Below are 25,467 nucleotides of genomic sequence, written 5' to 3'. Positions count from 1 at the left end.
ACATTGATGGGTGCGAAGAGGAAGTTCATGGACTCTTACGCACACATCTTTACTTGTACATACAAGCATATGCAATCAAGCGGCCAACTTTGCGCGCAAGGTTTGAAGATTTTTCCGGGACGAGGGTGGAAGCCTTGGAAAACAAGGCTTCGCAGCATGATGAATTTTCTTACGGGGGATTTTTACAGTGCGGGAGACTTGTCATCGAGGCAGGGCTTTGCGCCATGCTGGGGCGTTCGGTAACAAGTTGGTGCGGGAAGAGGGAAACAAAATGTGGGGGAAGAAACCCCCACCTGTTCAAGCGGCGGCAGTCAATTCGATAACGCAGCAACGGCCAATCACGCTGACGTCCAGCAGGCCGGTGTTACCGTCCAGTTGCAGGCAGTCGTGACGGTTCAGCCGCTCACCGAGCACCTTCACTTCATCGGCCACGCTGAACACCAGCACGGTGTGCGCGGCACTGAAGAAACGCTGCGTGCCGTCCATCCATTGCAACCGCGCTTGATAGCGCTGCGGCGAATAGATGAGGTTGAAATCGCGGATCGGCCCGCCGATCAAGCGGCAGGACACCTGGCTGTCACCCTTGAACGGGAATGGCTGCAGCGGTAACAACCCGAGCTGTTCCTCGCCATCCACCGTCAGCACCATGCCCGAGCCTTGCAGCACGGTGATAATGCGCTGGTACCCGGCAAAGGTGGAGAACCCGCCCGACTCGGCGATATCGGCAATCGACAGGCGCCAGCCGAAACCGTCAAGGCCCTCCCCCGCGTCACGGGTGATTTCTTCAGTGCTGCCGCCGCCGTTTTTCCACGGCATGCGAATGTAATCGGTAGCGCGCCAGACTTTCATCGAACTCATTTACTGAAACGTCCTTCCAGGCTATGACGGGAACCGGGGTGGATCAAACGTGCGGCCGTGACCGGCTGGCGGCCAGACCAGGTGCGGCGGCGAATCAGCAGGCACGGCTCGCTGGTTTCGATTTGCAGCAGCTTGCATTCGTCGGCGTCGGCCAGGATCGCCTCGACCACGTGCTCGCCTTCGGTCAGCGGCGCCACCTGGTTGAGGTAGGCATAGGGCGTTTGCTGGGTGAAATCCTGCTGCAGGTATTCCGGTGCTACCAGGGCGTTGACGAAACGGTCTTCGATTTGCACCGGAATGTCGTTTTCGTAGTGCACGATCAACGAGTGGAACACCCGCCCGCCTTCGCGCATTTCCAGCGCGACGGCGCGCTCGGAGCCGGCGGCTTCTTCACCGAGGGTAATGACCTTACACGTATGGCGATGACCGCGGGAGGCGATCTCATCGGCAATGTTGTGCACTTCAAACAGCGCCGACTGGCTCTTGGGCTCGGCGACAAAGGTGCCCACACCTTGCATGCGTACCAGCAGGCCTTCGGCAGTCAACTCGCGCAGGGCGCGGTTGATGGTCATGCGGCTGAAGCCCAACTGGTTGACCAGTTCGCTCTCCGAAGGCACGCGATAATGCGGCGGCCAGTTGCCGTTGAGAATCTGCTGGCTGATCATCTGTTTGACGCGGGCATACAAGGGCGCCGGACTTTCGTCCATGTGGGCAGCCAGTGGAGACTTGGCGGGCGGAGTCGACACAGGAAATCCTTGTAGGTGAAAAAGAAGCATAGCTTGCCGGAGTTTACCGAGCAGGCAAACGTCTGTATATGTATATACAAATAAACACACGACTGGGGTGCCTGAATCATGTCCGCTTTCTTTGCCGAACGCGCGCTGCTGCCTAATGGATGGGCCAACGATGTACGTCTTGAAGTCAGCGCCGATGGCCTGCTGACCAAGGTTGAGCCCAACGCCAGTGCAGACGGTGCCGAACGACTCAGGGGCCCCGTGCTGGCGGGCATGCCGAACCTGCATTCCCACGCATTCCAGCGCGCGATGGCCGGGCTGGCGGAAGTGGCCGGCAACCCGAATGACAGTTTCTGGACCTGGCGCGACCTGATGTATCGGATGGTCGGCAAGATCCGCCCCGACCAGTTGCAGGTCATCGCGCACCAGTTGTATATCGAAATGCTCAAGGCCGGCTACACCTCGGTGGCCGAATTTCACTACGTGCACCACGACGTCAGCGGCCAGCCCTATGCCGACCCTGCGGAGCTGTCGCGGCAAATCAGCCAGGCCGCCGCCAGCAGCGGTATCGGCCTGACGTTGTTGCCGGTGCTCTACAGCCACTCCGGTTTCGGCGGCCAGGCCCCCAATGAAGGCCAGCGCCGCTTTATCAACAGCACCGAAAATTACCTGAGCCTGCAATCACGCCTGCAACCGATTCTGGCCGCGCAACCGACACAACGGCTGGGCCTGTGTTTCCACTCGCTGCGCGCCGTCACACCGCAACAGATCAGCGAAGTGCTGGCCGCCAGCGACAAGGCGTGCCCGGTGCATATCCACATCGCCGAGCAGCAGAAGGAAGTCGACGACTGCCTGGCCTGGAGCGGCCAGCGCCCGCTGCAATGGTTGTATGACCATGTTGAAGTGGATCAGCGCTGGTGCCTGGTGCACGCCACCCACGCCAATCCGGAAGAAGTGACGTTGATGGCCAGGAGCCGGGCGATTGCCGGGTTGTGCCTGACCACTGAAGCCAACCTGGGCGACGGGATTTTCCCGGCGGTGGACTTCCTGGCCCAGGGCGGGCGCATGGGGATTGGTTCCGACAGCCATGTGTCACTGAGCGTGGTGGAAGAATTGCGCTGGCTGGAATATGGGCAGCGGCTGCGGGACCAGCGGCGCAACCGGCTGTATCGCAGCGATCAGCCGATGGTTGGGCGTACGCTGTTCGATGCCGCGCTGGACGGCGGTGCCGAAGCGTTGGGGCAGCCGATTGGGCGCCTGGAAGTTGGCAAGCGTGCGGACTGGCTGGTGCTGGACGGCAACGATCCGTACCTGGCGACAGCGAACGAAGACGGGATCCTCAATCGCTGGTTGTTTGCCGGTGGTGATCGCCAGGTGCGCGACGTGCTGGTCAACGGCCAGTGGGTGATTCGCGACGGGCATCACGCCGCCGAAGAAGCCAGCAGCCGGGCGTTTACCCAGGTCTTGCGGGATTTGCTGGGCTGACAGACGACACATAACAAATGTGGGAGCGGGCTTGCTCGCGAAAGCAGTGGATCAGTCAATACATCTGGTGACTGTCACACCGCCTTCGCGAGCAAGCCCGCTCCCACATTGGATTGGCGCTGTTTCGTATTACTGCGAGGTCTTCGCCATCTGCTTGTCCGACGTACGCCAGATCAAACGCGTGGTGTCATACCCCTGCTGCCGTGCCCTGCTCAGCAGGTCTTCGCGGGTGTCGGCGCTGACCGTCGGCGTGCGCGACAGCAACCACATGTAGCGCCGGCTCGGGCTGCCGACAATAGCGGTCTTGTAGTCATCGCTGACGTACAGCACCCAGTAATCGCCCTTGGCCACGCCCGGCAACAGCGAGGTGAACCAGTTATTGAATTCGACCCACAGTTTATCGGTCTTGCCGGCGACCTGCGGCGTTGCGGTGCCCTTGGCTTCCTGCCACTTCCACTCAGGGGTCAGGCAGCGGTTGAACACCGACATGTTGCCATCGGGCAACAGCGTGTAGCGGGCTTCGGACTGCGCACAATTGCGCTGGAAGTACATCGGCAAACGGGCCAGCTCATACCAGGTGCCCTGGTAACGCTTGAGGTTGACGCTGCCAACAGTCTTGGGTTGCAGATCATCGCCAGAATGGCTGGCGCAGCCCGCCAAAAACAGGCTGGCGCAGAGGTATAGAACGAAACGCATCATGTTGTTTTTCTCCCGCAGGCTTTCGCCCCGGTTTACTTCAGGCCTTGCCCGGAAAAAATCAGTACTTTGTCACCGGCATATTGCACGCTGATAAAGCTGTTTTTATCGCCCCAGGTGCAACTGGACATACCCAGCGCGCCAGAACAATCAGTCGGCTTGCCCAACAACGACTCCACCTCGGCCTTTGGCATGCCGGCCGACAGTTTTGCGTAATTTTCTTGAGTGACCTTGCTGCAAGCGGCCAGAAGCACGCAAAACGACAACAGGGCGAGACGGCGTAACGACATGGAAAAACTCCTGGAGAGACGAAGCAGCTTGGGGGTCTGCCAGAAGCTTAGAAGGGAAAAGAGGTGTCTGGTTCCCGACGAGCGAAAACAAAAAAGCCCCGAAAACGCTGAAACGTTTCGGGGCTTTTGCTTACCGCAAGGACTTACGCCTTGTGGTAGCCGGTCACACGCTCAACTTCTTCCTTCGAACCCAGGAACACCGCTACGCGCTGGTGCAGGCCTTCAGGTTGGATGTCGAGGATGCGCTGGTGGCCGTCGGTGGACGCACCGCCCGCCTGCTCAACCAGGAACGACATCGGGTTGGCTTCGTACATCAGGCGCAGCTTGCCTGGCTTGGACGGCTCGCGGCTGTCGCGTGGGTACATGAACAGGCCACCACGGGTCAGGATGCGGTGCACGTCGGCAACCATCGCAGCCACCCAGCGCATGTTGAAGTTCTTCTTCAGCGGGCCTTCTTCGCCGGCCATCAACTCGCCCACGTAGCGGGTAACCGGCTCTTCCCAGTGACGCTGGTTGGACATGTTGATTGCAAATTCCTGGGTGGACGCAGGAATGGTGATGTCTTCATGGGTGAGCACGAAGCTGCCCATTTCGCGGTCCAGGGTGAAGCCCTTGACGCCGTCGCCCAGGGTCAGCACCAGCATGGTCTGTGGGCCGTAGATCGCGTAACCGGCAGCTACCTGCTCGGTGCCCGGCTGCAGGAAGGCCTTTTCGTTCAGGGCTTCGTTCTGGCTCAGGTATTCGTTCGGGCAACGCAGTACCGAGAAGATGGTGCCGACTGGCGCGTTGATGTCGATGTTCGACGAACCGTCCAGTGGGTCGAATACCAGCAGGTACGCGCCTTTCGGGTATTTGCCCGGGATCTGGTAGGCATTGTCCATTTCTTCGGACGCCATGCCGGCCAGGTGACCGCCCCACTCGTTGGCTTCGAGCAGGATTTCGTTGGAGATCACGTCAAGCTTCTTCTGCACTTCGCCTTGTACGTTTTCAGTGCCCATGCTGCCCAGGACACCACCCAGCGCGCCTTTGGACACGGCGTGGCTGATTTCCTTGCAAGCACGCGCCACCACTTCGATAAGGAAGCGCAGATCGGCAGGCGTGTTGTTGCTGCGGGTCTGCTCGATCAAATAGCGACTCAGGGTAACGCGGGACATGGAAGGCTCCGGAAATGGGGGGCTAAAAACCCGCGCAGTTTAACGCGAGTCGGGGCGTATTTCCTCCTATCAGAGGATTTAAACCCAATAGAGTTCATGGACTTTATTTAACGTGCCACCGGTGGCTTGCGCAGCAAACTGTAGGCCATGGCGCCCAGGGCCGCCACACCGAGCAGCAGCACGGCCCAAAGACCGAGCTTTTTCCAGTTCGGCCCGGCATCAACCGGGGCCGCGACCGCAGCCGATGTCACCACCGCCTCGCCCGCCACCTTGGCCTGCCCAAGCCCCGCGAGACGTTCGGCGCTGTAGTCCGGAATCAGGGTCGACAGCGGCAAGTTCGCGCCTTTCACCGACGGATTGCCGAGCACAAGGGTGAACGGTGGCTCGCCCCGCGCCAGGAACACCAACTGCGTGGCCCGCACCGCAAAGCTCAAGGTCGGCGCCTCCACGCCCAGGCCACCGCCACGTTCGTCCACGTCGAGCTTGAGCTGCGCAACAGCCTGGCCCGGCAACTGCAGTTCGTTCTGTAAAACGTCCTGGCCATTTTGCGTCAACCGGTAGAGCAAACCGCTGCTCATGGGTTGCCAGGCCTGATTAGTTTCCCGGCGGCCCGACAAGGTGACCGGCGCCAGGCTGTTGGGTTGGCTCAAGTCGATTCGCAAGCGTTCGACGTTCAGTGCGTTGGGCAACTGCCAGCTGTATTCCCCGGCCTTGAGCCGGCTGCCCGACAACGGCTGCGACCACACCAGCGGCAACGGCAGGTTGTGGGCGCTGACACTCTCCAACTGCGCCGACGTCAGCGCCGGTGCCGCCTGACCTTTCCACAGCAGACGCAGATACCGCGCCGACTGCCCCGGCAAACTCACTTCATGCTGCTCGACGCGCTCATCGGCAAACGACAACCGCGCCACCTGCCCTTCGCCCCACGCGCGCCAGTGCTGCAAGTCGTCGCTGGCTTCGATGCTGAAACGCTGGAAGCCGTCGCGCTCGCTCGTCCAGTCGAGGATCAGTTGCTGCAACGGGGCCTTGATCGCACTCGCGTCGAGCAACCAGCCGCGCAGCACTTCTTCGCCGGCCTCCAGTTGGCTCGGCGGCTGCACTTGCACCAGCGTGCCGGTGGACGTGGATTGCACACGCACGCTGGGCACGGCTTCGGAGGAGTCAGCCGCAGCGTACAACGGGAACCACTTCACGTTGGACAGGCTGCGGCTTTCGGTGCTTTGCGCCGACTGCCGCGCCAGTGCGTAAGCCTGGGGCTCGCCAGCGGCGTTGAACACCCGCACATCACCCAGGTCGGCCTGACGGGCGCTCAATTGCACCGCCAGCGGCAGTTCCAGGCGGTACCACGGGCCTTCGCCACTGACCGTCAGCGGCACACGCGTGGTGAAATCGGCGGGCGTCTCCTGGGCCCAGGCCGATAACGTCGTGCACAACCCCAACAGCGCCACACTCAGCTTGCCCATCAAGAGGCCACTCCTTCAGTTTCAACCACCGGCTCGGGGCGCTTGGGCGGCAGCGGGGCGAAATAGCCCACCACCAGCAACAGCCCGCCCACACCGATAAACGATACGATCCGCGCCAGCCCGCCACGGTTGCTCAATTCGACGAAGAACAATTTGGCCACCACCACGGCAATCAATGCCGCACCGATCAGCCACACCTCTCGCCGATGACGCAGATGGCCGCCGATCATCAGGCTCAGGGCAATCAGGGTCCACACGATCGACAGCCCGGCCTGCACCAGCATCGACTCCAGCAACGCATCCAGATGGAACGGCACGCCACCCCAGTGATGAGCCGTGCGCATCACCAGCGCGGTGAAGAAGGCGAACAACGAGACACCGGCGACCGCCTGGGCGACCAGTTCGGCGCGCGGCCCGCGTTGCGGCGCGGCACTGCGGGACCACAGGTACACACCCAGCAGCGCGAATAGCAATCCAATATCCAGCGGGTTGAGCAGCGGCACATACGGCAGCGGCTCGGCGGTGCCGTCGCTGAAGATATTCGCCAGCCAGAACCAGCCGAGCATCAACACCGCCAGCGGCAACGCGGCATACAACCGGTACTCGCGCGGGTACGCCGACACCGGCCACGGCCAACTGCGCGGCGCGGCGGCCAGCACCAGGTACAGGCTTGGCAGAATCGCCCAGCCCAGCCAGCGCCAGGCGTTGTATTCCTCGGACAGCAACAACAGGCCGTAGCGCAACTCCAGCGCCAGCACGCCGATCAACAGCCAGCAGCCGAGCACGTGCGCGGTGCCCAGGGCTTTTTCCGGGATGACCAACGCCAGGCGCCGCAGCGACACGAAATGCACCGCAAATACCGCTGCCCAGGCCAGCCAGGCGAAGTTCGCCGCCGGGTGATAACGCGAGCCCCACGCGCCCAGCAACACCACGCCCGCCGCCGGCATCAACAGCGTGCACAGCAAGCCCAGCGACGCCCATTGCAGCCTCAGGGCCAATACCGCCCAGATCGCCACACTCACCGCCGCTACCGCCAACAGCCAGGTGCCTTGCAGCATCGATGGTGCAAACCGCAGCACTTCGCTGACCAACGCCAGCGTCCACCAACCCGCACCCCACACCAGCAGCACGTCGGACAGCCGCTGCAAACTCAACGCCTCGAACACCGGCGCGTGAGGTCGACGCTGCAAGCGCCAGGCCCCGACCAGCGCTGCCAGCCCGAGCACCATTGGCGTCCAGAAGCCGCTATGACCCAAAGGACGCAAGCCTTCGCTGGTCAGCGGCCCGAGCAGGTCCGGCACCGCGATCAGGAACGAAGCGCCGCCGATCACTTGCAGCAACAACCCGAAGACAAAACTGACGCGCTGTTGCAGGTACAGGCTCAGCCAGATGATCAACAAACCACTGGCCGCCCACACGCCGCTGGCGGTCTCCCACGGCAGCACAAACAGCACCGCCAGGTTGATCAGCACCAACCCGGCGAGCAACACCACCGACAGGCCACGCAACAACCGCACATCGCTGCGCACCATGGTGTCCCGCGCGGCCAGCAGCATGCCGCCGATCAATGCCAGGCCAATCAGCGATGCGGTGAGCAAGCCGCTCCAGCCCGCACTGAACACCGCGCCTGAATCAGCACCCGCTTGCAGGCGCAGCAGGAACAGCGCACCACCCAGCAGTTGCACGGCAAACGCGGTGAAGAGGAACGTACGCGAGCCGATGCGCAGGCCCACCAGCAAGGTCGCAAGACCGGCAAGCGCCCAACTGATGGCCGTGCCTTGGGTCCACAGCAGCAACGGTGCGATCAGGTACAAGAAGCCCAGGCCGACGCAGGCCAATACCGGCAAGCCTCGACGCTCCCACTGCGCCGCGTGCTCCACCGGCGCCTTGCGCAACTGGTCGAAACTGAACAGCAAGGCCGCCCCCAGCAACAACGCACCCAAGGGTGCACCGTCCAGCAGGCTGGTCTCGCCAATCCGCAATTCGCTGAGGAACGCCAGCGCCGAACCGACTTGCAACAGCAAGCCAAACGCCCGTGCCAAAGGCCGCTGCTGAAGCAGGCCGAGCCAGAAAATCCCGGCGCCTTCCACGGCCCAGGCCGCCGCGGTCCAGCGTGCGTCGAGGCCCAACGGAATCGCCAGGCTGGCGAAGATCACACCCAGCGCCAGGCAGGTTTCCGCCAGCAGCAAGGCGCGCCCGCCACTCAGCAGACGAGCCAGGCCCATATAGATAATGCCCAGGGCCAGCGCGCTGAACGCAGCGGCAAATTCCAGGTGCTGCACCAGCGCAAACTGCAAACCGAAGCCCACCAGCGGCGGACCGAACAGCATGCTGCCGTCGACATAATCGCTCTTGGCCGCCGACCAGCGCAGCAACGCGCCACGGCTGTCATCGTCCGGCGCGTCGCGCATCTCCAGCAACTTGCGTCGGGCGAACAACAGGCCGATGCCCAGGTACATCAGGAAAAATAGAATCAGGAACGGCTCGGTGCTCCACAGCAGCTCCGGTGTATAGGAGCGCATGCCCCAGGCGAAGCCGATGCCGAAGGTGCCGACAAAACCGATCAAATTGAGCAGGCGCCAGGCCTTGAACCAGGCGATGGCGAGAATGCCTGTGTTTAGCAGGGCGAAATAGCTGAACAGCGCTACATGGTTGCCGGCGCCGGTGGACGTGAGGATCGGTGCCGCAAAACCGCCGAGTGCAGCGGCGCAGGCCAGGCCGAGGGCGTCCTGGGTAATCGCCAGGATCGCCGAGAAAACGGTGACCGCCACCAGCAAGCCGAGTGCCGCGCCGGGGTCGAGCAGCGGGTGCAGGCGCATCGCGGCGAACACCGTGAGGTACAACACCGCAATGCCGGTGCCCTGCAGCATCAACCCGTAATTACGGTTGCGCAGCCGCAGCCACCAACCCAGGCCCAGCAGTGCCAATGCGCAACCGGCGACACCTGCGTAACGCAACTCGATTGGCACCACCATGCCTTCAGTGGCATAGCGCAGCAGGAAAGCCAGGCCGAGGAACAACAACACCACGCCGACCCGCAGCACGGTGTTGCCACCGAACAGCCAGTTGCGGGCACCGCTGATTGCGCGCTCGATAAAGTTGGGGCCGCGAGGCACCGCAGGCGCGGCAGGCTGTTCAGGGATTTTCGCGCTCGGTTCGGCCCGCCACACATCAGCCGGCAATGGCTGGCTGGGTTCGGCCACCACGCTTGCGTAGGCGGGTTCCAGTTCGGCGGGTAATTCCCAGACGAGTTCAGGCGGCGCCGCTACCGGCAGCGGCTCTTCGACAAACACAGGTCCGGGGGTTTCAACGGCGGCAGGCCTTTCCAGCAAGGCCAGGCGTTGCTCGACCACTTTCAGGGCGTTGCGGGCAGACTCCAGCTGACGGCCTTGTTCCTCCGTACGCGAGGCGAGCATCGACAGGCGAATCGCCTGGCCAATGCCCAAACCGAGCAGCGCTCCAATGCCCGCATCACTGAACGACTCATCGAGCGTCCAGCCGAGCACCAGGCCAATCAGCATGAAAATCCATTGCATGGTCGATATCCCTAAGCAGCCCGAAGCGGGCAAAGGCGATGCTCAGTATATCGACACGGACCCCATGTGGGAGCGGGCTTGCTCGCGAAGGCGGTGGATCAGTCACAAATTTGTCGACTGACGCTGCGCTTTCGCGAGCAAGCCCGCTCCCACATTTTTTATTGCAGTGTCTAATCCAACGCTTTCCAGATTTCCGTCGCGTATTCGCGGATGGTCCGGTCCGACGAGAACCAGCCCATGCGCGCGGTATTGAGCACCGCCGAACGCCACCATTCCTTGGAGTCGTGCCAATGGGCCTCGACCCGCGCCTGGGCATCCCAGTAGGAATCGAAGTCGGCACAGACCAGGAAGCGGTCGTAGTCGATCAGCGAATCCACCAACCCGGCATAACGGCCCGGATCATCCGGTGAGAACACCCCGCCACGAATCGCTTGCAGCACATCATTCAAGCGATGGGACGCGGCGATCTCTGGCCCGGCGTTGAACTCGCCCGCGTGTTTGCGCGCTTCCACCTGCTGGGCGCTGAGGCCAAAGATGAACATGTGGTCGGCACCCACGCGCTCGTGCATCTCGACGTTGGCGCCGTCCATGGTGCCGATCGTCAGCGCGCCGTTGAGGCCGAATTTCATGTTGCTGGTGCCCGAGGCTTCAAAGCCAGCGGTGGAAATCTGCTCCGACAAGTCGGCCGCCGGAATGATGCTTTCCGCCAGGCTGACGTTGTAGTTGGGCAGGAATACCACCTTGAGCAACCCGCGCACGGTAGGGTCGTTGTTGACGGTACGGGCGATGTCGTTGGTCAGCTTGATGATCAGCTTGGCCTGGTGATAGCTGGCCGCGGCCTTGCCGGCGAAGATCTTCACCCGCGGCACCCAGTCGGTGCCCGGCTCGGCCCGGATCGCCTGGTACAGCGCGACGGTGTGCATCAGGTTCAGCAGCTGGCGCTTGTACTCGTGGATCCGCTTGACCTGCACATCGAACATCGCCGCCGGGTTGACCGAAATCCCCAGGCGCTCGTGAATGATGTCGGCCAGTGCCCGCTTACTGTGCAGGCGCTGTTCGGCGAAGGCCTTGCGAAAGGCTTGCTTCTCGGCAAACGGTTCCAGGTCTGCCAGGCGCTGTTCGGGGTTATCCAGCACGTCCGGGCCCAGTGCTTCCACCAGCATCGCCGTGAGCTTGGGGTTGGCCTGGTACAGCCAGCGGCGGAAGGTAATGCCGTTGGTTTTGTTGTTGATGCGGTCCGGGTAGAGCTTGTGCAGTTCGGAGAACACCGTGCTGCGCATCAGTTGCGTGTGCAGGCCGGATACGCCGTTGACACTGTGGGAACCGAGGAACGCCAGGTTGCCCATGCGTACGCGGCGACCGTTGTCTTCTTCGATCAGCGAGACGGCACGCAGCACGTCGAAGTCATGGATGCCCTTGGCCCGCAGCGAGTCGATATGCTGGGCGTTGATCAGGTAGATGATCTGCATGTGCCGCGGCAGCATGCGCTCCATCAGGCCGACCGGCCAGGTTTCCAACGCCTCGGGGAGCAAGGTGTGGTTGGTGTACGAAAGGGTTTCGACGGTGACGTCCCAGGCGGCATCCCACGGGATGTCGTGCAGGTCCACCAACTGACGCATCAACTCGGCCACCGCGATCGAGGGGTGAGTGTCGTTGAGCTGGATGGCCGCGTGCTCGCCCAGGCTCAATACCGAGCCGTGCATGTTCTTGTGGCGACGCAGCAGATCCTGCAACGAGGCGGAGACGAAGAAGTACTCCTGGCGCAGGCGCAGCTCCTGCCCTGCTTCGGTGCTATCGGCCGGGTAAAGCACTCGGGAGATGCTTTCGGCGCGGGCCACCTCGGCGACGGCGCCCAAGTGGTCACCGGCGTTGAAACGTTCCAGGTGCAGGTCTTCCACCGCACGGGCACGCCACAGGCGCAAGGTGTTGACGCTTGCGCCGCGCCAGCCGACGACCGGGGTGTCATACGCCACCGCGCGTACGGTTTCATTCGGCGACCAGACCTGGATCGACTTGCCGGACGCGTCCAGCACGGTTTCCACACCACCGCCAAAGCCGATCGGGTAGATCACTTCGGCGCGCTCGAACTCCCAGGGGTTGCCGAAATCCAGCCAGCGTTCGGTTTGCTCCTGCTGCCAGCCATCGACAATCGCCTGGCGAAACAGCCCGTGCTCATACCGAATGCCATAGCCATGGCCGGCGATGCCCAGGGTCGACATGCTTTCCATGAAGCAGGCCGCCAGGCGGCCAAGGCCACCGTTGCCCAGGGCCGCGTCGGGCTCCAGCAGGCGAATGCGCTCCATGTCCACACCCAACTCGCTCATGGCCTCACGGGCCACGTCCAGCAAGCCAAGGTTGCTCAGGCTGTCGTAGAGCAGACGGCCGATCAGGAATTCCAGCGAGAGGTAATAGACCCGCTTCTGTCCCTTGCGGTAGATGTGCCGCGTGTGGTCCATCCAGTGGTCGACCATGTGGTCGCGGGCGGCCAGTGCGATGGCTTCAAACCAATCGTGGTCGAAGGCGTGATCGGGGTCCTTGCCCACCGCATAGGTAAGTTTGGTCAAGACGGCATCGCGAAATGCGGCTACCTCTGCTTCTCGTACAAGCGGTTCCTGAGACATCGATGCGACCTCGGGCGAGATAGAAGGAGTTGCTAGAGCCTAGACGGTCTGACAGACGGTAGACGCTCTGGTTCGGCAGTTTTTTAACTCATTCACCTTTGCGGGAATTTGATGCAGGGGCCGTGCCCGTTTGTGGCCCGGCACAGCCTTCGAGCTGAAAGCTGGAAGATATTGTTCAAAAAACCACCAGTTCCGGTATGATCCCGCGCCGGATAACACCCCTCTTGGAAACCTGATGAAGCCTCAACTGATCGCCGCCGCGGAACTCGACCGTCTCGAGACCTGGCAGAAATACTCAAGCCATATGTGTGGCGGCTGTGTGTCGAGCTGCTGCACCCTGCCGGTTGAGGTGAAGATCAAGGACCTGATCCGCATCGGCATCGTCGATGAGTTCGAGCGTGGCGACCCGCCGAAGAACATCGCCAAGCGCTTGCAGAAGGAAGGCATCGTCGAGCGCTTCAACGCCAAATCCGAGATCTTCACCCTGCAGCGCATGAGCAACAACGATTGCCTGTACCTGGATCGTAAGAGCCGCTTCTGCACTATTTATGACAAGCGCCCGGATACTTGCCGCAATCACCCGAAAATCGGGCCGCGCCCGGGGTATTGCGCGTACAAGCCGAAGGAAGTGGTGCGCGAGACCAGGTTCAAGACCCTCGACAAGTTCTGATCCAGATTTTTTATTGCTTGAACTACCGCTTTCGCGGGCAAGCCCGCTCCCACACTTGACCTCATTCATCCTGAAAAAACGCGGTCGAATGTGGGAGCGGGCTTGCTCGCGAAGGGGCCCGCACAGTCACTACAGATATTGCAGGCATAAAAAAACGCCCCCGGCCTTTCGACCGGGGGCGTTTTTCATTCAGCCTGAGTTAACTCAGTTCTTGGCTTTCTTGGCAGCGCGGGTACGCTCGCCTTCGTCCAGGATCTTCTTACGCAGGCGGATCGACTTAGGCGTAACTTCGCACAGCTCGTCGTCCTGGATGAATTCCAGAGCCTGTTCCAGGGTGAAGCGAACAGGTGGAACCAGAGCGATGGTTTCGTCTTTACCCGAAGCACGCATGTTGTCGAGCTTCTTGCCTTTGGTTGGGTTGACGCCCATGTCGTTGTCACGGCTGTTCAGGCCAACGATCTGACCGTTGTAGATCTCTTGACCGTGTTCAACGAACAGCTTGCCACGCGCCTGGAGGGTTTCCAGGGAGTAGGTCAGCGCCTTGCCGGTTTCTACCGATACCAGAACACCGTTCTGACGGCCGGACATGTCGCCGGACTTCATGGTGTCGTAGCGATCGAAGATCGAGGTCAGGATGCCAGCACCGTTGGTCAGGGTCAGGAACTGGTTACGGAAACCGATCAGACCACGAGCAGGGATGTTGTATTCCAGACGCACACGGCCTTTGCCATCCGGCACCATGTTGGTCAGGTCGCCCTTACGCAGGCCCATCTCTTCCATGACCTTGCCCTGGGATTCTTCAGGGGTGTCGATGGTGACGTTTTCAAACGGTTCCTGCTTCACGCCGTCAACCTGACGGATGATCACTTCAGGACGACCAACGCCCATTTCAAAGCCTTCGCGACGCATGGTTTCGATCAGTACCGAGAGGTGCAGCTCACCACGGCCGGAAACCTTGAACTTGTCAGCCGAGTCGCCTTCTTCAACGCGCAGAGCAACGTTATACAGCAGCTCTTTGTCCAGACGTTCCTTGATGTTACGGGAAGTCACGAACTTGCCTTCTTTACCGCAGAAAGGCGAGTCGTTTACCTGGAAGGTCATGGAAACGGTTGGCTCGTCAACGGTCAGAGGCTTCATCGCCTCGACGTTGTCCGGCTGGCACAGGGTGTCGGAGATGAACAGCGAGTCCATACCGCTCACACATACGATGTCACCGGCAAACGCTTCTTCAACGTCGATGCGGTGCAGGCCGTGGTGACCCATCAGCTTCAGGATACGACCGTTGCGCTTCTTGCCGTCGGCGCCGATGGCGACCACCGGAGTGTTCGGCTTGACGCTACCACGAGCGATACGGCCAACACCGATAACACCCAGGAAGCTGTTGTAGTCCAGTGCCGAGATTTGCATCTGGAACGGGCCTTCACGGTCAACTTTCGGAGCCGGTACGTTGTCGACGATCGACTGGTACAGCGGGGTCATGTCTTCAGCCATGTCGGTGTGTTCCAGACCGGCAATGCCGTTCAGGGCCGAGGCGTAGACGACTTTGAAGTCCAGCTGTTCTTCGGTGGCACCCAGGTTGTCGAACAGGTCGAAGATCTGGTCCAGAACCCAGTCCGGACGCGCGCCTGGACGGTCAACCTTGTTGATGCACACGATCGGACGCAGGCCGGCTTCGAAAGCCTTCTTGGTCACGAAACGGGTTTGCGGCATAGGGCCGTCTTGAGCGTCAACCAGCAGCAGAACGGAGTCAACCATCGACATTACGCGTTCAACTTCGCCGCCGAAGTCGGCGTGGCCCGGGGTATCCACGATGTTGATGTGGTAGCCGTTCCAGTTGATGGCGGTGTTTTTCGCCAGAATGGTAATACCGCGCTCTTTCTCCTGGTCGTTGGAGTCCATCACGCGCTCGTCGTTGAGCTCGTTGCGCTCCAGGGTGCCGGATTGACGCAAGAGTTTGTCTACCAGGGTGGTCTTACCATGGTCAACGTGAGCAATGATGGCGATGTTGCGTAGATTTTCGATCACTTGTGTATCTCGATCAGAGGATTCGGTGTGCTGACAGGTCGTGGCAGCGATTAACAGTAGAGTCAGGCCTTGCCGTTACAGCTTGACGGCAGAGTCGGGGGGCCGGTGACGCAGGCCACAGGCAAACAGCCCCGGGCTCTTAGCTCGGTCGATAAACGCGCACATTGGCATGCCCCTCACTGAGCAAATGGTGGGCATGCAGGCGACTCATCACGCCTTTGTCGCAATACAACAGGTACTGACGGCTGTCATCCAGTTCCTTGAAACGCGCATTCAATGCATAGAACGGCAGCGTTTGTACGTCGATGCCAGCAATTTCCAGCGGCTCGTCTTCAGCGGCATCCGGGTGACGGATGTCGATGATGATCTGACCGGCCAGAGCCTCGCTGACTTCTTCGATCTGCAAATCCTGGCCCAATTCGTCGATAACCCGATCGATCGGCACCAGCTTGGCGTTCTCAAGCGCACGCTCGAGCACCGCCATATCGAACTGTTGTTCTTCGTACTCCACGCGGTTGCGCTTGGCGTGGGTCTTGGGGTTCACCGAGATGACCCCGCAATATTCCGGCATGTGCTTGGCGAAATCCGCCGTGCCGATCTGGGTCGCCAGGTCGATGATGTCTTGCTTGTGACTGGCGATCAGCGGGCGCAGTACCAGCTTCTCGGTCACAGAGTCGATCAACGACAGGTTCGGCAGGGTCTGGCTGGACACCTGGGAAATCGCTTCACCGGTAACCAGTGCGTCGATTTCCAGCCGATCCGCGATTCGGGACGCAGCGCGTAACATCATACGCTTCAATACTACGCCCATATGACTGTTATCGACTTTCCCGAGAATTTCTCCCAGGACTTCCTCGAACGGTACGCTGACAAACAGCACCCGTTGCGAGCTGCCGTACTTCTTCCAGATGTAATGCGCAACTTCCATCACGCCCAATTCGTGTGCACGCCCGCCCAGGTTGAAGAAGCAGAAGTGGCTCATCAGCCCGCGGCGCATGATCTGGTAGGCCGCGACAGTGGAATCGAAACCGCCGGACATCAATACCAGGGTCTGTTCCAGGGCACCCAGCGGGTAGCCGCCGATGCTGTCGTGCTGGCTGTGGATCACAAACAACCGTTGGTCGCGAATTTCCATCCGCACTTCAATTTGCGGCTCTTTCAGGGAAATTCCGGCAGCGCCGCACTCGCGACGCAGCTTGCTGCCCACATATTTCTCGACATCCATGGAGCTGAACGGGTGCTTGCCGGCGCGTTTGCAACGCACTGAAAACACCTTGCCTGCCAGCACATCGCCGTAGTGCTGCTTGCACTTTTCGGTGATGTCGTCGAAGTCGCCCAGCGGGTACTCGTCGACCTGCAGGAAATGCGCGATGCCCGGCACGCAGCTCAGGCGCTCGGTCATGTCCTTCAGGGCCTTGGGGTCTGTGAGGCGGGTTTCCAGCTCGAGATTGTCCCACACACCATTCACCACCACAGCCGGGTCCAGATCGCGGAGCACGGCACGGATGTTCTTGGCCAATTGACGGATGAAACGCATCCGTACCGGTCGGCTCTTGATGGTGATCTCGGGGAAGACTTTAACGATTAATTTCATGAAAACAGCGCGCGCAGGCCCAGCCGAAAAAGGGGGGCGCGGATTATAGCGGAAATCGCTCAAGGTTTAACCAGTTAATATGCAACTGACCTTTCGCGCACCAAAACGGGTCATAAACCAAAATAAGCGCTACATTGCGGTGCGCAATTTCTTCCGTTTCAGCGGATTGCACCTTTATAGGGGCGTTTTTGTGGCAAAAAACCCATGTCGGGGCACTGGCATGCAATTTGCTCTCTTGTGAGGCAGGTTGCCTTGGTCGAGTATTCGCGCCGGCATCACCCACATTCTAAGGGCTACTCCACTACCCCAGCCCGAAGCCACCCGGAGGACACTATGTCGAAGTCGGTTCAACTCATCAAAGATCATGACGTCAAATGGATTGATCTGCGCTTCACGGACACCAAAGGCACTCAGCACCACGTGACCATGCCGGCTCGCGACGCGCTGGATGACGCCTTCTTCGAAGAAGGCAAAATGTTCGACGGTTCCTCCATTGCCGGCTGGAAAGGCATCGAAGCGTCCGACATGATCCTGATGCCGGACGACAGCACTGCCGTACTCGACCCGTTCACCGAAGACCCAACCTTGATCATCGTCTGCGACGTGATCGAGCCTTCGACCATGCAGGGCTACGACCGTGACCCACGTGCGATCGCCAAGCGTGCCGAGGAATACCTGAAGTCGACCGGTATCGGTGACACCGTATTCGTAGGTCCGGAACCAGAATTCTTCATCTTTGATTCGGTCAAGTTCAAGTCCGACATCTCTGGTTCCATGTTCAAAATCTTCTCCGAACAAGGTTCGTGGATGTCCGACCAGGACGTGGAAGGCGGCAACAAAGGCCACCGTCCAGGTATCAAAGGCGGCTACTTCCCGGTTCCTCCGTTCGACCACGACCACGAAATCCGTACCTCCATGTGCAACGCCATGGAAGAGATGGGCCTGGTCATCGAAGTTCACCACCACGAAGTGGCGACTGCCGGCCAGAACGAAATCGGCGTGAAGTTCAACACCCTGGTTGCCAAGGCTGACGAAGTTCAGACCCTGAAGTACTGCGTACACAACGTGGCTGATGCCTACGGCCGTACCGCTACCTTCATGCCTAAGCCTCTGTACGGCGATAACGGTTCGGGTATGCACGTTCACCTGTCCATCGCCAAAGAAGGCAAGAACACCTTCGCTGGCGAAGGTTATGCCGGCCTGTCCGACACTGCCCTGTACTTCATCGGCGGTATCATCAAGCACGGTAAGGCCCTGAACGGCTTCACCAACCCATCGACCAACTCCTACAAGCGTCTGGTCCCAGGTTTCGAAGCTCCGGTAATGCTCGCCTACTCGGCTCGCAACCGTTCCGCTTCGATCCGTATTCCTTACGTTTCCAGCCCTCGCGCTCGCCGTATCGAAGCCCGTTTCCCGGATCCGGCAGCCAACCCGTACCTGGCCTTCGCTGCTCTGGTCATGGCCGGCCTGGACGGTATCCAGAACAAGATCCACCCTGGCGATGCCGCCGACAAAAACTTGTACGACCTGCCGCCTGAAGAGGCCAAAGAGATCCCACAAGTATGCGGCAGCCTGAAAGAAGCCCTGGAAGAGCTGGACAAGGGCCGTGCGTTCCTGACCAAAGGCGGCGTGTTCAGCGACGACTTTATCGATGCCTACATCGCCCTGAAAAGCGAAGAAGAAATCAAGGTCCGCACCTTCGTACACCCACTGGAATACGAGCTGTACTACAGCTGCTGATCCGGTAGCGCTGCGTAACGTGGCGTGATGAAAAAGGCCTCCTTCGGGAGGTCTTTTTTTTGCCCGCAAAACCCTGTGGGAGCCGGCTTGCCCGCGAAAAATTCAAAGGCACCGCATTTCTTCAATACTTACGCGTTATCGTTAACGACCTTCGCGAGCAAGCTCGCCCCTACAGAAGAGGGATCTGCCTTGAAACTCAAAATTGGGTTCATCTTGCTGGCCATCAGCGCCAATGTATTCGCAGCACCACCCACCCTCGCCCCGCTGCTCGACAGCATTGCCGAACGCCTGGCGATTGCCGACCAGGTGGCCCTGAGCAAATGGGACAGCCACAAGCCCGTCGAAGACCGCCCACGGGAGCAGGACGTGATCGCCAGCGTCGTCGCCCAGGCGCCGAGCTACAAACTGGCACCGGCACAGGCCGAGCAGTTTTTCTCGGCCCAGATCGAGGCGAACAAACTGGTGCAGTACGCCCACCTTTCCGACTGGCAGCTGCAAGGCAAGGCGCCGAATGACCCACGCCCGGATCTGGTCGGCCAGATCCGCCCTAAACTGGACCTGCTGCAAAAACGCCTGCTGCAACAGCTGGCGGACTTCACCCCAGAACGCACCAACCCCCAGTGTCCGCAATGGCTGGCCCAGGCCAATCACGCGGCTGCACATGACCCGCTGCGCCAACTGGCGATGATCCGCGCCACCGCCGAGCTGTGCCTCTATAAAATCTAAAATTGCGAACGCCATCAAATGTGGGAGCGGGCTTGCTCGCGAAGGCGGTGTGTCAGTTGATATATGCATGACTGACACGCCGCCTTCGCGAGCAAGCCCGCTCCCACAATTTAGATCCGACCCATTCAGCCAATCAGTCGCTGCCACCAGCTTCCTGAACAGACTTTTCAAAACCGCACTATATTGGTGCGATACGCTGCACCCTTCCCACTTACGCAACCCATTTTGGTTCGAAACTTCCCGTCCAAGCTGGCAGAACGCCACAGTTTCGCGCCTTAATCCCCCATTTCAGGGCTTTAACGCTTCTTTTCGGAGCTTTGGTTTGGTTTTTGCATTTTCCTTGTATCAGCGTGTGCCTCAAGCCCGCGCCTTGCTCCAAAAGAGGTCCTAATGACCATCAGCGACGCACTGCACCGCCTGTTACTCGACAACCTGACCACCGCGACCATTCTGCTCAATGACGAACTGCGCCTTGAGTACATGAACCCGGCGGCGGAGATGCTGCTGGCCATCAGCGGGCAGCGCAGCCATGGGCAATTCATCAGTGAGCTGTTCACTGAGTCGGCCGAGGCCTTGAGCTCGTTGCGCCAGGCCGTGGAGCAGGCGCACCCGTTCACCAAGCGCGAAGCGATGCTCACCGCCCTCACCGGCCAGACCCTCACCGTCGACTACGCGGTTACACCGATCCTCAGCCACGGCGCCACCTTGTTGCTGCTGGAGGTGCATCCTCGCGATCGCCTGCTGCGCATCACCAAGGAAGAGGCGCAACTGTCCAAGCAGGAAACCAGCAAAATGCTGGTACGCGGCCTGGCCCATGAGATCAAGAACCCCCTGGGCGGGATTCGCGGTGCCGCACAGCTGCTGGCCCGCGAGCTGCCGGACGAAAACCTCAAGGACTACACCAACGTCATCATCGAGGAAGCCGACCGCCTGCGTAACCTGGTAGACCGCATGCTCGGCTCCAACAAGCTGCCGTCGCTGGCAATGACCAACGTGCACGAAGTGCTGGAGCGGGTTTGCCAGTTGGTGGAAGCCGAAAGCCAGGGCTGCATCACCTTGGTGCGCGACTACGACCCAAGCATTCCCGACGTATTGATCGACCGCGAGCAGATGATCCAGGCGGTGCTCAATATCGTGCGCAACGCCATGCAGGCCATCAGCAGCCAGAACGAGCTGCGCCTGGGCCGCATCAGCCTGCGCACCCGTGCCCTGCGCCAGTTCACCATTGGCCACGTGCGCCATCGCCTGGTGACCAAGGTCGAGATCATCGACAACGGCCCCGGCATCCCTGCAGAACTGCAGGAAACCATCTTTTTCCCAATGGTCAGCGGCCGCCCGGACGGTACCGGGCTCGGCCTGGCCATTACCCAGAACATCATCAGCCAGCACCAGGGTTTGATCGAATGTGAGAGCCATCCCGGTCACACCACCTTCTCGATCTTTCTGCCACTGGAACAAGGAGCCCCATCGACATGAGCCGTAGTGAAACTGTCTGGATCGTCGATGACGACCGTTCTATCCGCTGGGTCCTGGAGAAAGCCTTGCAACAGGAAGGCATGACCACCCAGAGCTTCGACAGCGCCGACGGGGTGATGAGCCGCCTGGCTCGCCAGCAGCCCGATGTGATCATCTCCGACATCCGCATGCCCGGCGCCAGCGGCCTGGACTTGCTGGCGCGGATTCGCGAGCAGCACCCGCGCCTGCCGGTGATTATCATGACCGCGCACTCGGACCTGGACAGCGCTGTCGCGTCCTATCAGGGCGGCGCCTTTGAATACCTGCCAAAACCGTTCGACGTGGACGAAGCGGTGGCGCTGGTAAAACGCGCCAACCAGCACGCCCAGGAACAGCAGAACCAGGAAGCCCCGCCGGCCCTGACCCGTACCCCGGAAATCATCGGCGAAGCGCCGGCGATGCAGGAAGTGTTTCGCGCCATCGGGCGCTTGAGCCACTCCAACATCACCGTGCTGATCAATGGCGAGTCGGGTACCGGTAAAGAGCTGGTGGCCCACGCCCTGCACCGTCACAGCCCACGGGCGGCGTCGCCGTTCATTGCGCTGAACATGGCGGCGATCCCGAAAGACTTGATGGAGTCGGAACTGTTCGGCCATGAAAAAGGCGCGTTCACCGGTGCGGCCAACCTGCGCCGTGGCCGTTTTGAACAGGCCGACGGCGGCACGCTGTTCCTCGATGAAATCGGCGACATGCCGGCCGACACCCAGACGCGCTTGCTGCGGGTCCTGGCCGACGGCGAGTTTTATCGGGTAGGCGGGCACACACCAGTCAAGGTCGACGTACGTATCATCGCGGCGACGCACCAGAACCTGGAAACCCTGGTGCACGCCGGGAAATTCCGTGAAGACTTGTTCCACCGCCTGAACGTGATCCGCATCCACATCCCACGGATGTCGGACCGCCGCGAGGACATCCCGACCCTGGCCCGTCACTTCCTCAGCCGCGCCGCCCAGGAGCTGGCCGTCGAGCCGAAGCTGCTGAAAAGCGAGACCGAGGAATACCTGAAGAACCTGCCATGGCCGGGCAACGTGCGTCAGCTGGAGAACACCTGCCGCTGGATCACGGTGATGGCTTCGGGGCGCGAAGTGCATATCAGCGACCTGCCGCCTGAGCTGCTGAGCCTGCCGCAGGATTCGGCACCGGTGACCAACTGGGAGCAGGCGCTGCGCCAATGGGCCGACCAGGCCCTGGCACGTGGCCAGTCGAACCTGCTGGACAGCGCTGTGCCGGCTTTCGAGCGGATCATGATCGAAACCGCCCTCAAGCATACCGCTGGACGTCGTCGCGACGCCGCCGTGCTGCTGGGCTGGGGCCGCAATACGCTGACACGCAAGATCAAGGAGCTGGGGATGAAGGTTGACGGTGGGGATGATGACGAAGGTGATGAGGCCTGATCACTAATCCCTGATCCACTGAAGATCTAATGTGGGAGCCGGGCTTGCCCGCGATGGCGCTGTGTCAGTCACTGGATGTATCGACTGACACAGCGCCATCGCAGGCAAGCCAGCTCCCACATTTGTTTTGTACCAGACTAACGACCGTGCACCGCTTCAATGCACCACGAACCGGCATCGCGCACTTATCCAACGCCTGAAACCCATGCCTTGTTAAGAAAATATTAAAACCCAAAAAAGCCAAAGCCCCGTATTCCGGGGCTTTGCGCTTTCTGAAGAAATTTTTTGGCGCCACTTCGCAATTCTGGCACGCGCCCTGCAATAACCCTGTTACTACCCAGTTTCGGGGACCTTGGTACAGGCAGGCCGAGAATCCCCTCTTTAACACCCGGGGTGCTTGATGCGGATCGCGTCGCGCCCCACACCCGTTTCGGGAACCTCGGTACAGGCAGGCCGGGGATTCCCTCTTTAACACCGAAGCCTTTGGCTTCACCCCGTTTTGGGAGCCCTGGTACAGGCAGGCCGGGAACTCCCTTCTTTACACCCGGGGCTTATGAGGCAACGCGCCCATAGCCCCAGCCCGTTTTGGGAACCTTGGTACAGGCAGGCCGGGGATTCCCTCTTTTATTGCTCCTGGAGATGGATCTCCACCCGCCAGCGTCCATCGGCCTTCTCTCCCGACCACTCCCCGCGCAACGGCCGAGCCGCCACCAGGTTCAGCAGCAAGCCGCCATCGGTCTTGCGTACGCGCCAGTTCACATCCTTGTCATTGACCTTCAATTGGCCGCCCTGGGCCTTGCCAAGCGCGTCGAACAGCAGCGCCACGGTGCCGTCGATTTGCTCGCCGTGCAGCTTGGGTTCGCTGTTGAACCACACCACCAGGCCATCGGCGGCGGGCTCTACCTGCTGCAGCTCAACCGGGTCTGGCGTGGTCAGCCGGCCGATCATCAGGCCTACCATCAAGCCGACAATCGCCAACGAGCCTAAAACCCGTGGCAATAGCTTCGGCCTGGGGTCTTCTTCAGGGGTAGAATGCAGCGCATCTTTGCCTTCGGAGCCGTGCATGTTTCACGTCATCCTTTTTCAACCAGAAATTCCGCCGAATACCGGCAACGTTATCAGGCTGTGCGCCAACAGTGGCTGCCACCTGCATTTGATCGAGCCCTTGGGTTTCGACATGGACGACAAGCGCCTGCGCCGCGCCGGGCTGGACTACCACGAGTACGCCACCCTGCAACGCCACGCCGACCTTGCCAGTTGCCTGGAAAGCCTGAACCACCCACGGTTGTTCGCGTTTACCACCAAGGGTTCGCGGCCGTTTCATGATGCCAGCTTTGCCGAAGGCGACGCCTTCCTGTTCGGTCCGGAAAGCCGCGGCCTGCCGGCAGACGTGCTGGACGCCCTGCCAGACGGCCACCGCCTGCGCCTGCCGATGCGCGAAGGCTGCCGCAGCCTGAACCTATCCAATACCGTGGCCGTCGCGGTTTACGAAGGTTGGCGGCAACTGGGGTTCAAGTAACACTGCATAACGAATGTGGGAGCGGGCTTGCTCGCGAACGCGGAGTGCCAGTCAACGAAGATATCGACTGAAGTACCGCTTTCGCGAGCAAGCCCGCTCCCACATTGGATCGGCGTCGTTGCTCAGAACAGCTTACTGAACCGTTGGCGAGCCTTCCTGTTGCATGCGCTGCAGCTCTTGCGCATACAGGGCATCGAAGTTCACCGGAGCCAGCATCAGCGCCGGGAACGAGCCACGGGTGACCAGGCTGTCCAGGGTCTCACGGGCATACGGGAACAGGATGTTCGGGCAGAACGCGCCCAGGGTGTGGCTCATGGACGCTTCGTCCAGGCCCTGGATCAGGAAGATACCGGCCTGTTGCACTTCAGCAATGAAGGCCACTTCTTCGCCGTTCTTGACGGTGACCGACAGGGTCAGCACGACCTCGTGGAAGTCACCTTCCAGTGCCTTCTGACGGGTGTTCAGGTCCAGCGCAACGCTCGGGGTCCATTCCTGACGGAAGATGGCCGGGCTTTTCGGCGCTTCGAATGACAAGTCACGTACGTAAATACGCTGCAGGGAAAATTGTGGGCCTTGAGCTTCTTCTGCTGCCGCTTCGGTGTTCTGTTGGTCAGTCATCGCAGATCCTTCGTGATCTTGGGGTCTTTTAGGGGTTAGGAGTCAGACGTGAAGCAGCGCATCCAGTTTACCGGCGCTGTCCAGGGCGACCAGGTCATCGCATCCACCGATATGCTCATCACCAATCCAGATCTGTGGCACGGATGAACGCCCTGCCTTCCTGGTCATCTCGGCGCGCAACTGGGGCTTGCCATCAACCTTGATCTCTTCGAAGGCGACGCCCTTCTTCCTGAGCAGGGCCTTGGCATGCGAGCAATAAGGGCAATAATCGCTGGAATAAACGACAACCTGGCTCATATCACTTCACCAGCGGCAGGTTATCGCCACGCCAGCTGGAAATACCACCCGACAGTTTGGCGGCGTTGAAGCCGGTTTTCAGCATCTCGCGGGCGTGGGTGCCGGAGTGCTGGCCCTGGGCGTCGACCAGGATAATGGTCTTGGCCTTGTGCTTTTCCAGCTCGGCCAGGCGCGAAATCAGTTTGTCCTGGGGAATGTTCAGCGCGCCGACAATGTGACCGGCGGCGAAATCCTTGGCGGGACGAATGTCCACCACTACGGCCTCATCCTTGTTGACCAGCGCGGTCAGCTCGGACGTGCTGAGGCTGCGGCCACCGCGGCTCAATTCGTGAGCGATCAGCAGCGCCAGCAGTACGACGAACGCACCAGCGAGCAAATAGTGGGTAGTGGCAAATGCAATCAGGTGATCAACCATCAAGGAGGTTCCAGGGCGTTAAAATGGCGGTAAGTATACACAGCCGTCATGGTCGGCCAACCCCCGTAAAGCGGTGACGTGGTCGGAACTTCGCTTTAAACTGCCACTCCCTTTTCT

General features: G+C 60.6%; 21 protein-coding genes. 7 read left to right on the top strand and 14 right to left on the bottom strand.

Translation table 11 applies throughout. From position 1 onward, the window contains the following. Nucleotides 1-297 precede the first annotated feature (297 nt). Both HX821_RS24300 and hutC read right to left on the bottom strand, forming a co-directional pair. A complete protein-coding gene (locus HX821_RS24300) occupies nt 298-858 on the bottom strand; it encodes a HutD family protein (RefSeq protein WP_102367930.1) in 561 nt (186 codons plus the stop codon). Beyond that, on the bottom strand, nt 855-1,634 hold the full coding sequence (hutC, locus tag HX821_RS24295; protein ID WP_173406113.1) for a histidine utilization repressor: 780 nt from the start codon (nt 1,632-1,634) through the stop codon (nt 855-857). The genes HX821_RS24300 and hutC overlap by 4 nt, the downstream gene beginning before the upstream one ends. A 78-nt stretch (nt 1,635-1,712) precedes the next feature. On the opposite strand from hutC, the gene HX821_RS24290 reads away from it, so the two are divergent. Beyond that, the gene (locus HX821_RS24290; protein WP_177036581.1) at nt 1,713-3,077 is read left to right on the top strand and encodes a formimidoylglutamate deiminase; all 1,365 of its coding nucleotides are present in this window, start codon (nt 1,713-1,715) and stop codon (nt 3,075-3,077) included. Between the two features lie 129 nt (nt 3,078-3,206). On the opposite strand, the gene HX821_RS24285 is transcribed toward HX821_RS24290, so the two are convergent. The 6 genes from HX821_RS24285 to HX821_RS24260 all read right to left on the bottom strand — a co-directional run bounded on the left by HX821_RS24285 (nt 3,207) and on the right by HX821_RS24260 (nt 12,837). Next, nucleotides 3,207-3,776, bottom strand: coding sequence for a lipocalin family protein (locus HX821_RS24285; protein WP_003217984.1), 570 nt, complete (start codon nt 3,774-3,776; stop codon nt 3,207-3,209). 32 nt (nt 3,777-3,808) lie between these two features. After that, nucleotides 3,809-4,063 (bottom strand): hypothetical protein, encoded by a 255-nt coding sequence (locus tag HX821_RS24280; RefSeq protein ID WP_003217986.1) that lies wholly within the window; start codon nt 4,061-4,063, stop codon nt 3,809-3,811. Between the two features lie 143 nt (nt 4,064-4,206). After that, complete coding sequence (locus tag HX821_RS24275; protein WP_003217989.1) at nt 4,207-5,217, bottom strand: class 1 fructose-bisphosphatase; 1,011 nt, start codon at nt 5,215-5,217, stop codon at nt 4,207-4,209. Between the two features lie 107 nt (nt 5,218-5,324). Beyond that, on the bottom strand, nt 5,325-6,680 hold the full coding sequence (locus HX821_RS24270; RefSeq protein ID WP_177028523.1) for a DUF3999 domain-containing protein: 1,356 nt from the start codon (nt 6,678-6,680) through the stop codon (nt 5,325-5,327). Then, nucleotides 6,680-10,216: a DUF2339 domain-containing protein gene (locus tag HX821_RS24265; protein ID WP_177036579.1), complete on the bottom strand. Its 3,537-nt coding sequence runs from the start codon at nt 10,214-10,216 to the stop codon at nt 6,680-6,682. The genes HX821_RS24270 and HX821_RS24265 overlap by 1 nt, the downstream gene beginning before the upstream one ends. A gap of 170 nt (nt 10,217-10,386) precedes the next feature. Next, nucleotides 10,387-12,837 (bottom strand): glycogen/starch/alpha-glucan phosphorylase, encoded by a 2,451-nt coding sequence (locus HX821_RS24260; protein WP_003217995.1) that lies wholly within the window; start codon nt 12,835-12,837, stop codon nt 10,387-10,389. A 235-nt stretch (nt 12,838-13,072) separates the two neighbouring features. Here HX821_RS24260 and HX821_RS24255 point away from each other — a divergent pair, with 235 nt between their 5' ends. Next, nucleotides 13,073-13,507: a YkgJ family cysteine cluster protein gene (locus tag HX821_RS24255; protein ID WP_003217996.1), complete on the top strand. Its 435-nt coding sequence runs from the start codon at nt 13,073-13,075 to the stop codon at nt 13,505-13,507. Nucleotides 13,508-13,711: 204 nt separating this feature from the next. On the opposite strand, the gene typA is transcribed toward HX821_RS24255, so the two are convergent. Together typA and thiI are read right to left on the bottom strand one after the other, a co-directional pair. Then, nucleotides 13,712-15,532: a translational GTPase TypA gene (gene typA / locus HX821_RS24250; RefSeq protein ID WP_003217997.1), complete on the bottom strand. Its 1,821-nt coding sequence runs from the start codon at nt 15,530-15,532 to the stop codon at nt 13,712-13,714. Nucleotides 15,533-15,671: 139 nt separating this feature from the next. Further along, complete coding sequence (gene thiI, locus HX821_RS24245; protein ID WP_023659343.1) at nt 15,672-17,126, bottom strand: tRNA uracil 4-sulfurtransferase ThiI; 1,455 nt, start codon at nt 17,124-17,126, stop codon at nt 15,672-15,674. Nucleotides 17,127-17,459: 333 nt separating this feature from the next. Between thiI and glnA the strand changes: the two genes are divergently transcribed. The 4 genes from glnA (at nt 17,460) to ntrC (ending at nt 22,501) form a co-directional block, all read left to right on the top strand. Continuing rightward, nucleotides 17,460-18,866: a glutamate--ammonia ligase gene (glnA, locus tag HX821_RS24240; RefSeq protein WP_003217999.1), complete on the top strand. Its 1,407-nt coding sequence runs from the start codon at nt 17,460-17,462 to the stop codon at nt 18,864-18,866. Nucleotides 18,867-19,055: 189 nt separating this feature from the next. Continuing rightward, on the top strand, nt 19,056-19,592 hold the full coding sequence (locus HX821_RS24235) for a chorismate mutase (protein WP_177036577.1): 537 nt from the start codon (nt 19,056-19,058) through the stop codon (nt 19,590-19,592). 390 nt (nt 19,593-19,982) lie between these two features. After that, nucleotides 19,983-21,068 carry a nitrogen regulation protein NR(II) gene (gene glnL, locus HX821_RS24230; RefSeq protein WP_003218001.1) on the top strand — a complete coding sequence of 362 codons (1,086 nt, stop codon included), beginning with the start codon at nt 19,983-19,985 and terminating at the stop codon, nt 21,066-21,068. Then, complete coding sequence (gene ntrC, locus HX821_RS24225; protein WP_008435682.1) at nt 21,065-22,501, top strand: nitrogen regulation protein NR(I); 1,437 nt, start codon at nt 21,065-21,067, stop codon at nt 22,499-22,501. The genes glnL and ntrC overlap by 4 nt, the downstream gene beginning before the upstream one ends. 624 nt (nt 22,502-23,125) lie before the next feature. On the opposite strand, the gene HX821_RS24220 is transcribed toward ntrC, so the two are convergent. Then, nucleotides 23,126-23,566, bottom strand: coding sequence for a hypothetical protein (locus HX821_RS24220; protein WP_177036576.1), 441 nt, complete (start codon nt 23,564-23,566; stop codon nt 23,126-23,128). Between HX821_RS24220 and HX821_RS24215 the strand changes: the two genes are divergently transcribed. Then, nucleotides 23,565-24,020: a tRNA (cytidine(34)-2'-O)-methyltransferase gene (locus tag HX821_RS24215; protein WP_003218007.1), complete on the top strand. Its 456-nt coding sequence runs from the start codon at nt 23,565-23,567 to the stop codon at nt 24,018-24,020. The genes HX821_RS24220 and HX821_RS24215 overlap by 2 nt on opposite strands. 132 nt (nt 24,021-24,152) lie before the next feature. On the opposite strand, the gene secB is transcribed toward HX821_RS24215, so the two are convergent. From secB to HX821_RS24200, 3 genes are read right to left on the bottom strand one after another with little or no spacing between them, the layout of a single operon-like run. Next, the gene (gene secB / locus HX821_RS24210) at nt 24,153-24,638 is read right to left on the bottom strand and encodes a protein-export chaperone SecB (RefSeq protein WP_003218009.1); all 486 of its coding nucleotides are present in this window, start codon (nt 24,636-24,638) and stop codon (nt 24,153-24,155) included. 42 nt (nt 24,639-24,680) lie between these two features. Next, nucleotides 24,681-24,935: a glutaredoxin 3 gene (gene grxC, locus HX821_RS24205; protein ID WP_177036574.1), complete on the bottom strand. Its 255-nt coding sequence runs from the start codon at nt 24,933-24,935 to the stop codon at nt 24,681-24,683. 1 nt (nt 24,936) lies between these two features. Then, nucleotides 24,937-25,350, bottom strand: a complete 414-nt coding sequence (locus HX821_RS24200; protein ID WP_003218014.1) for a rhodanese-like domain-containing protein — start codon at nt 25,348-25,350, stop codon at nt 24,937-24,939. Nucleotides 25,351-25,467 lie beyond the last annotated feature (117 nt).

The organism is Pseudomonas sp. B6001, from assembly GCF_013386015.1.
Taxonomy (GTDB): Bacteria; Pseudomonadota; Gammaproteobacteria; order Pseudomonadales; family Pseudomonadaceae; genus Aquipseudomonas.
Note: the sequence above shows the minus strand (reverse complement) of the source record. Positions and strands in the feature narration are given on the sequence as shown.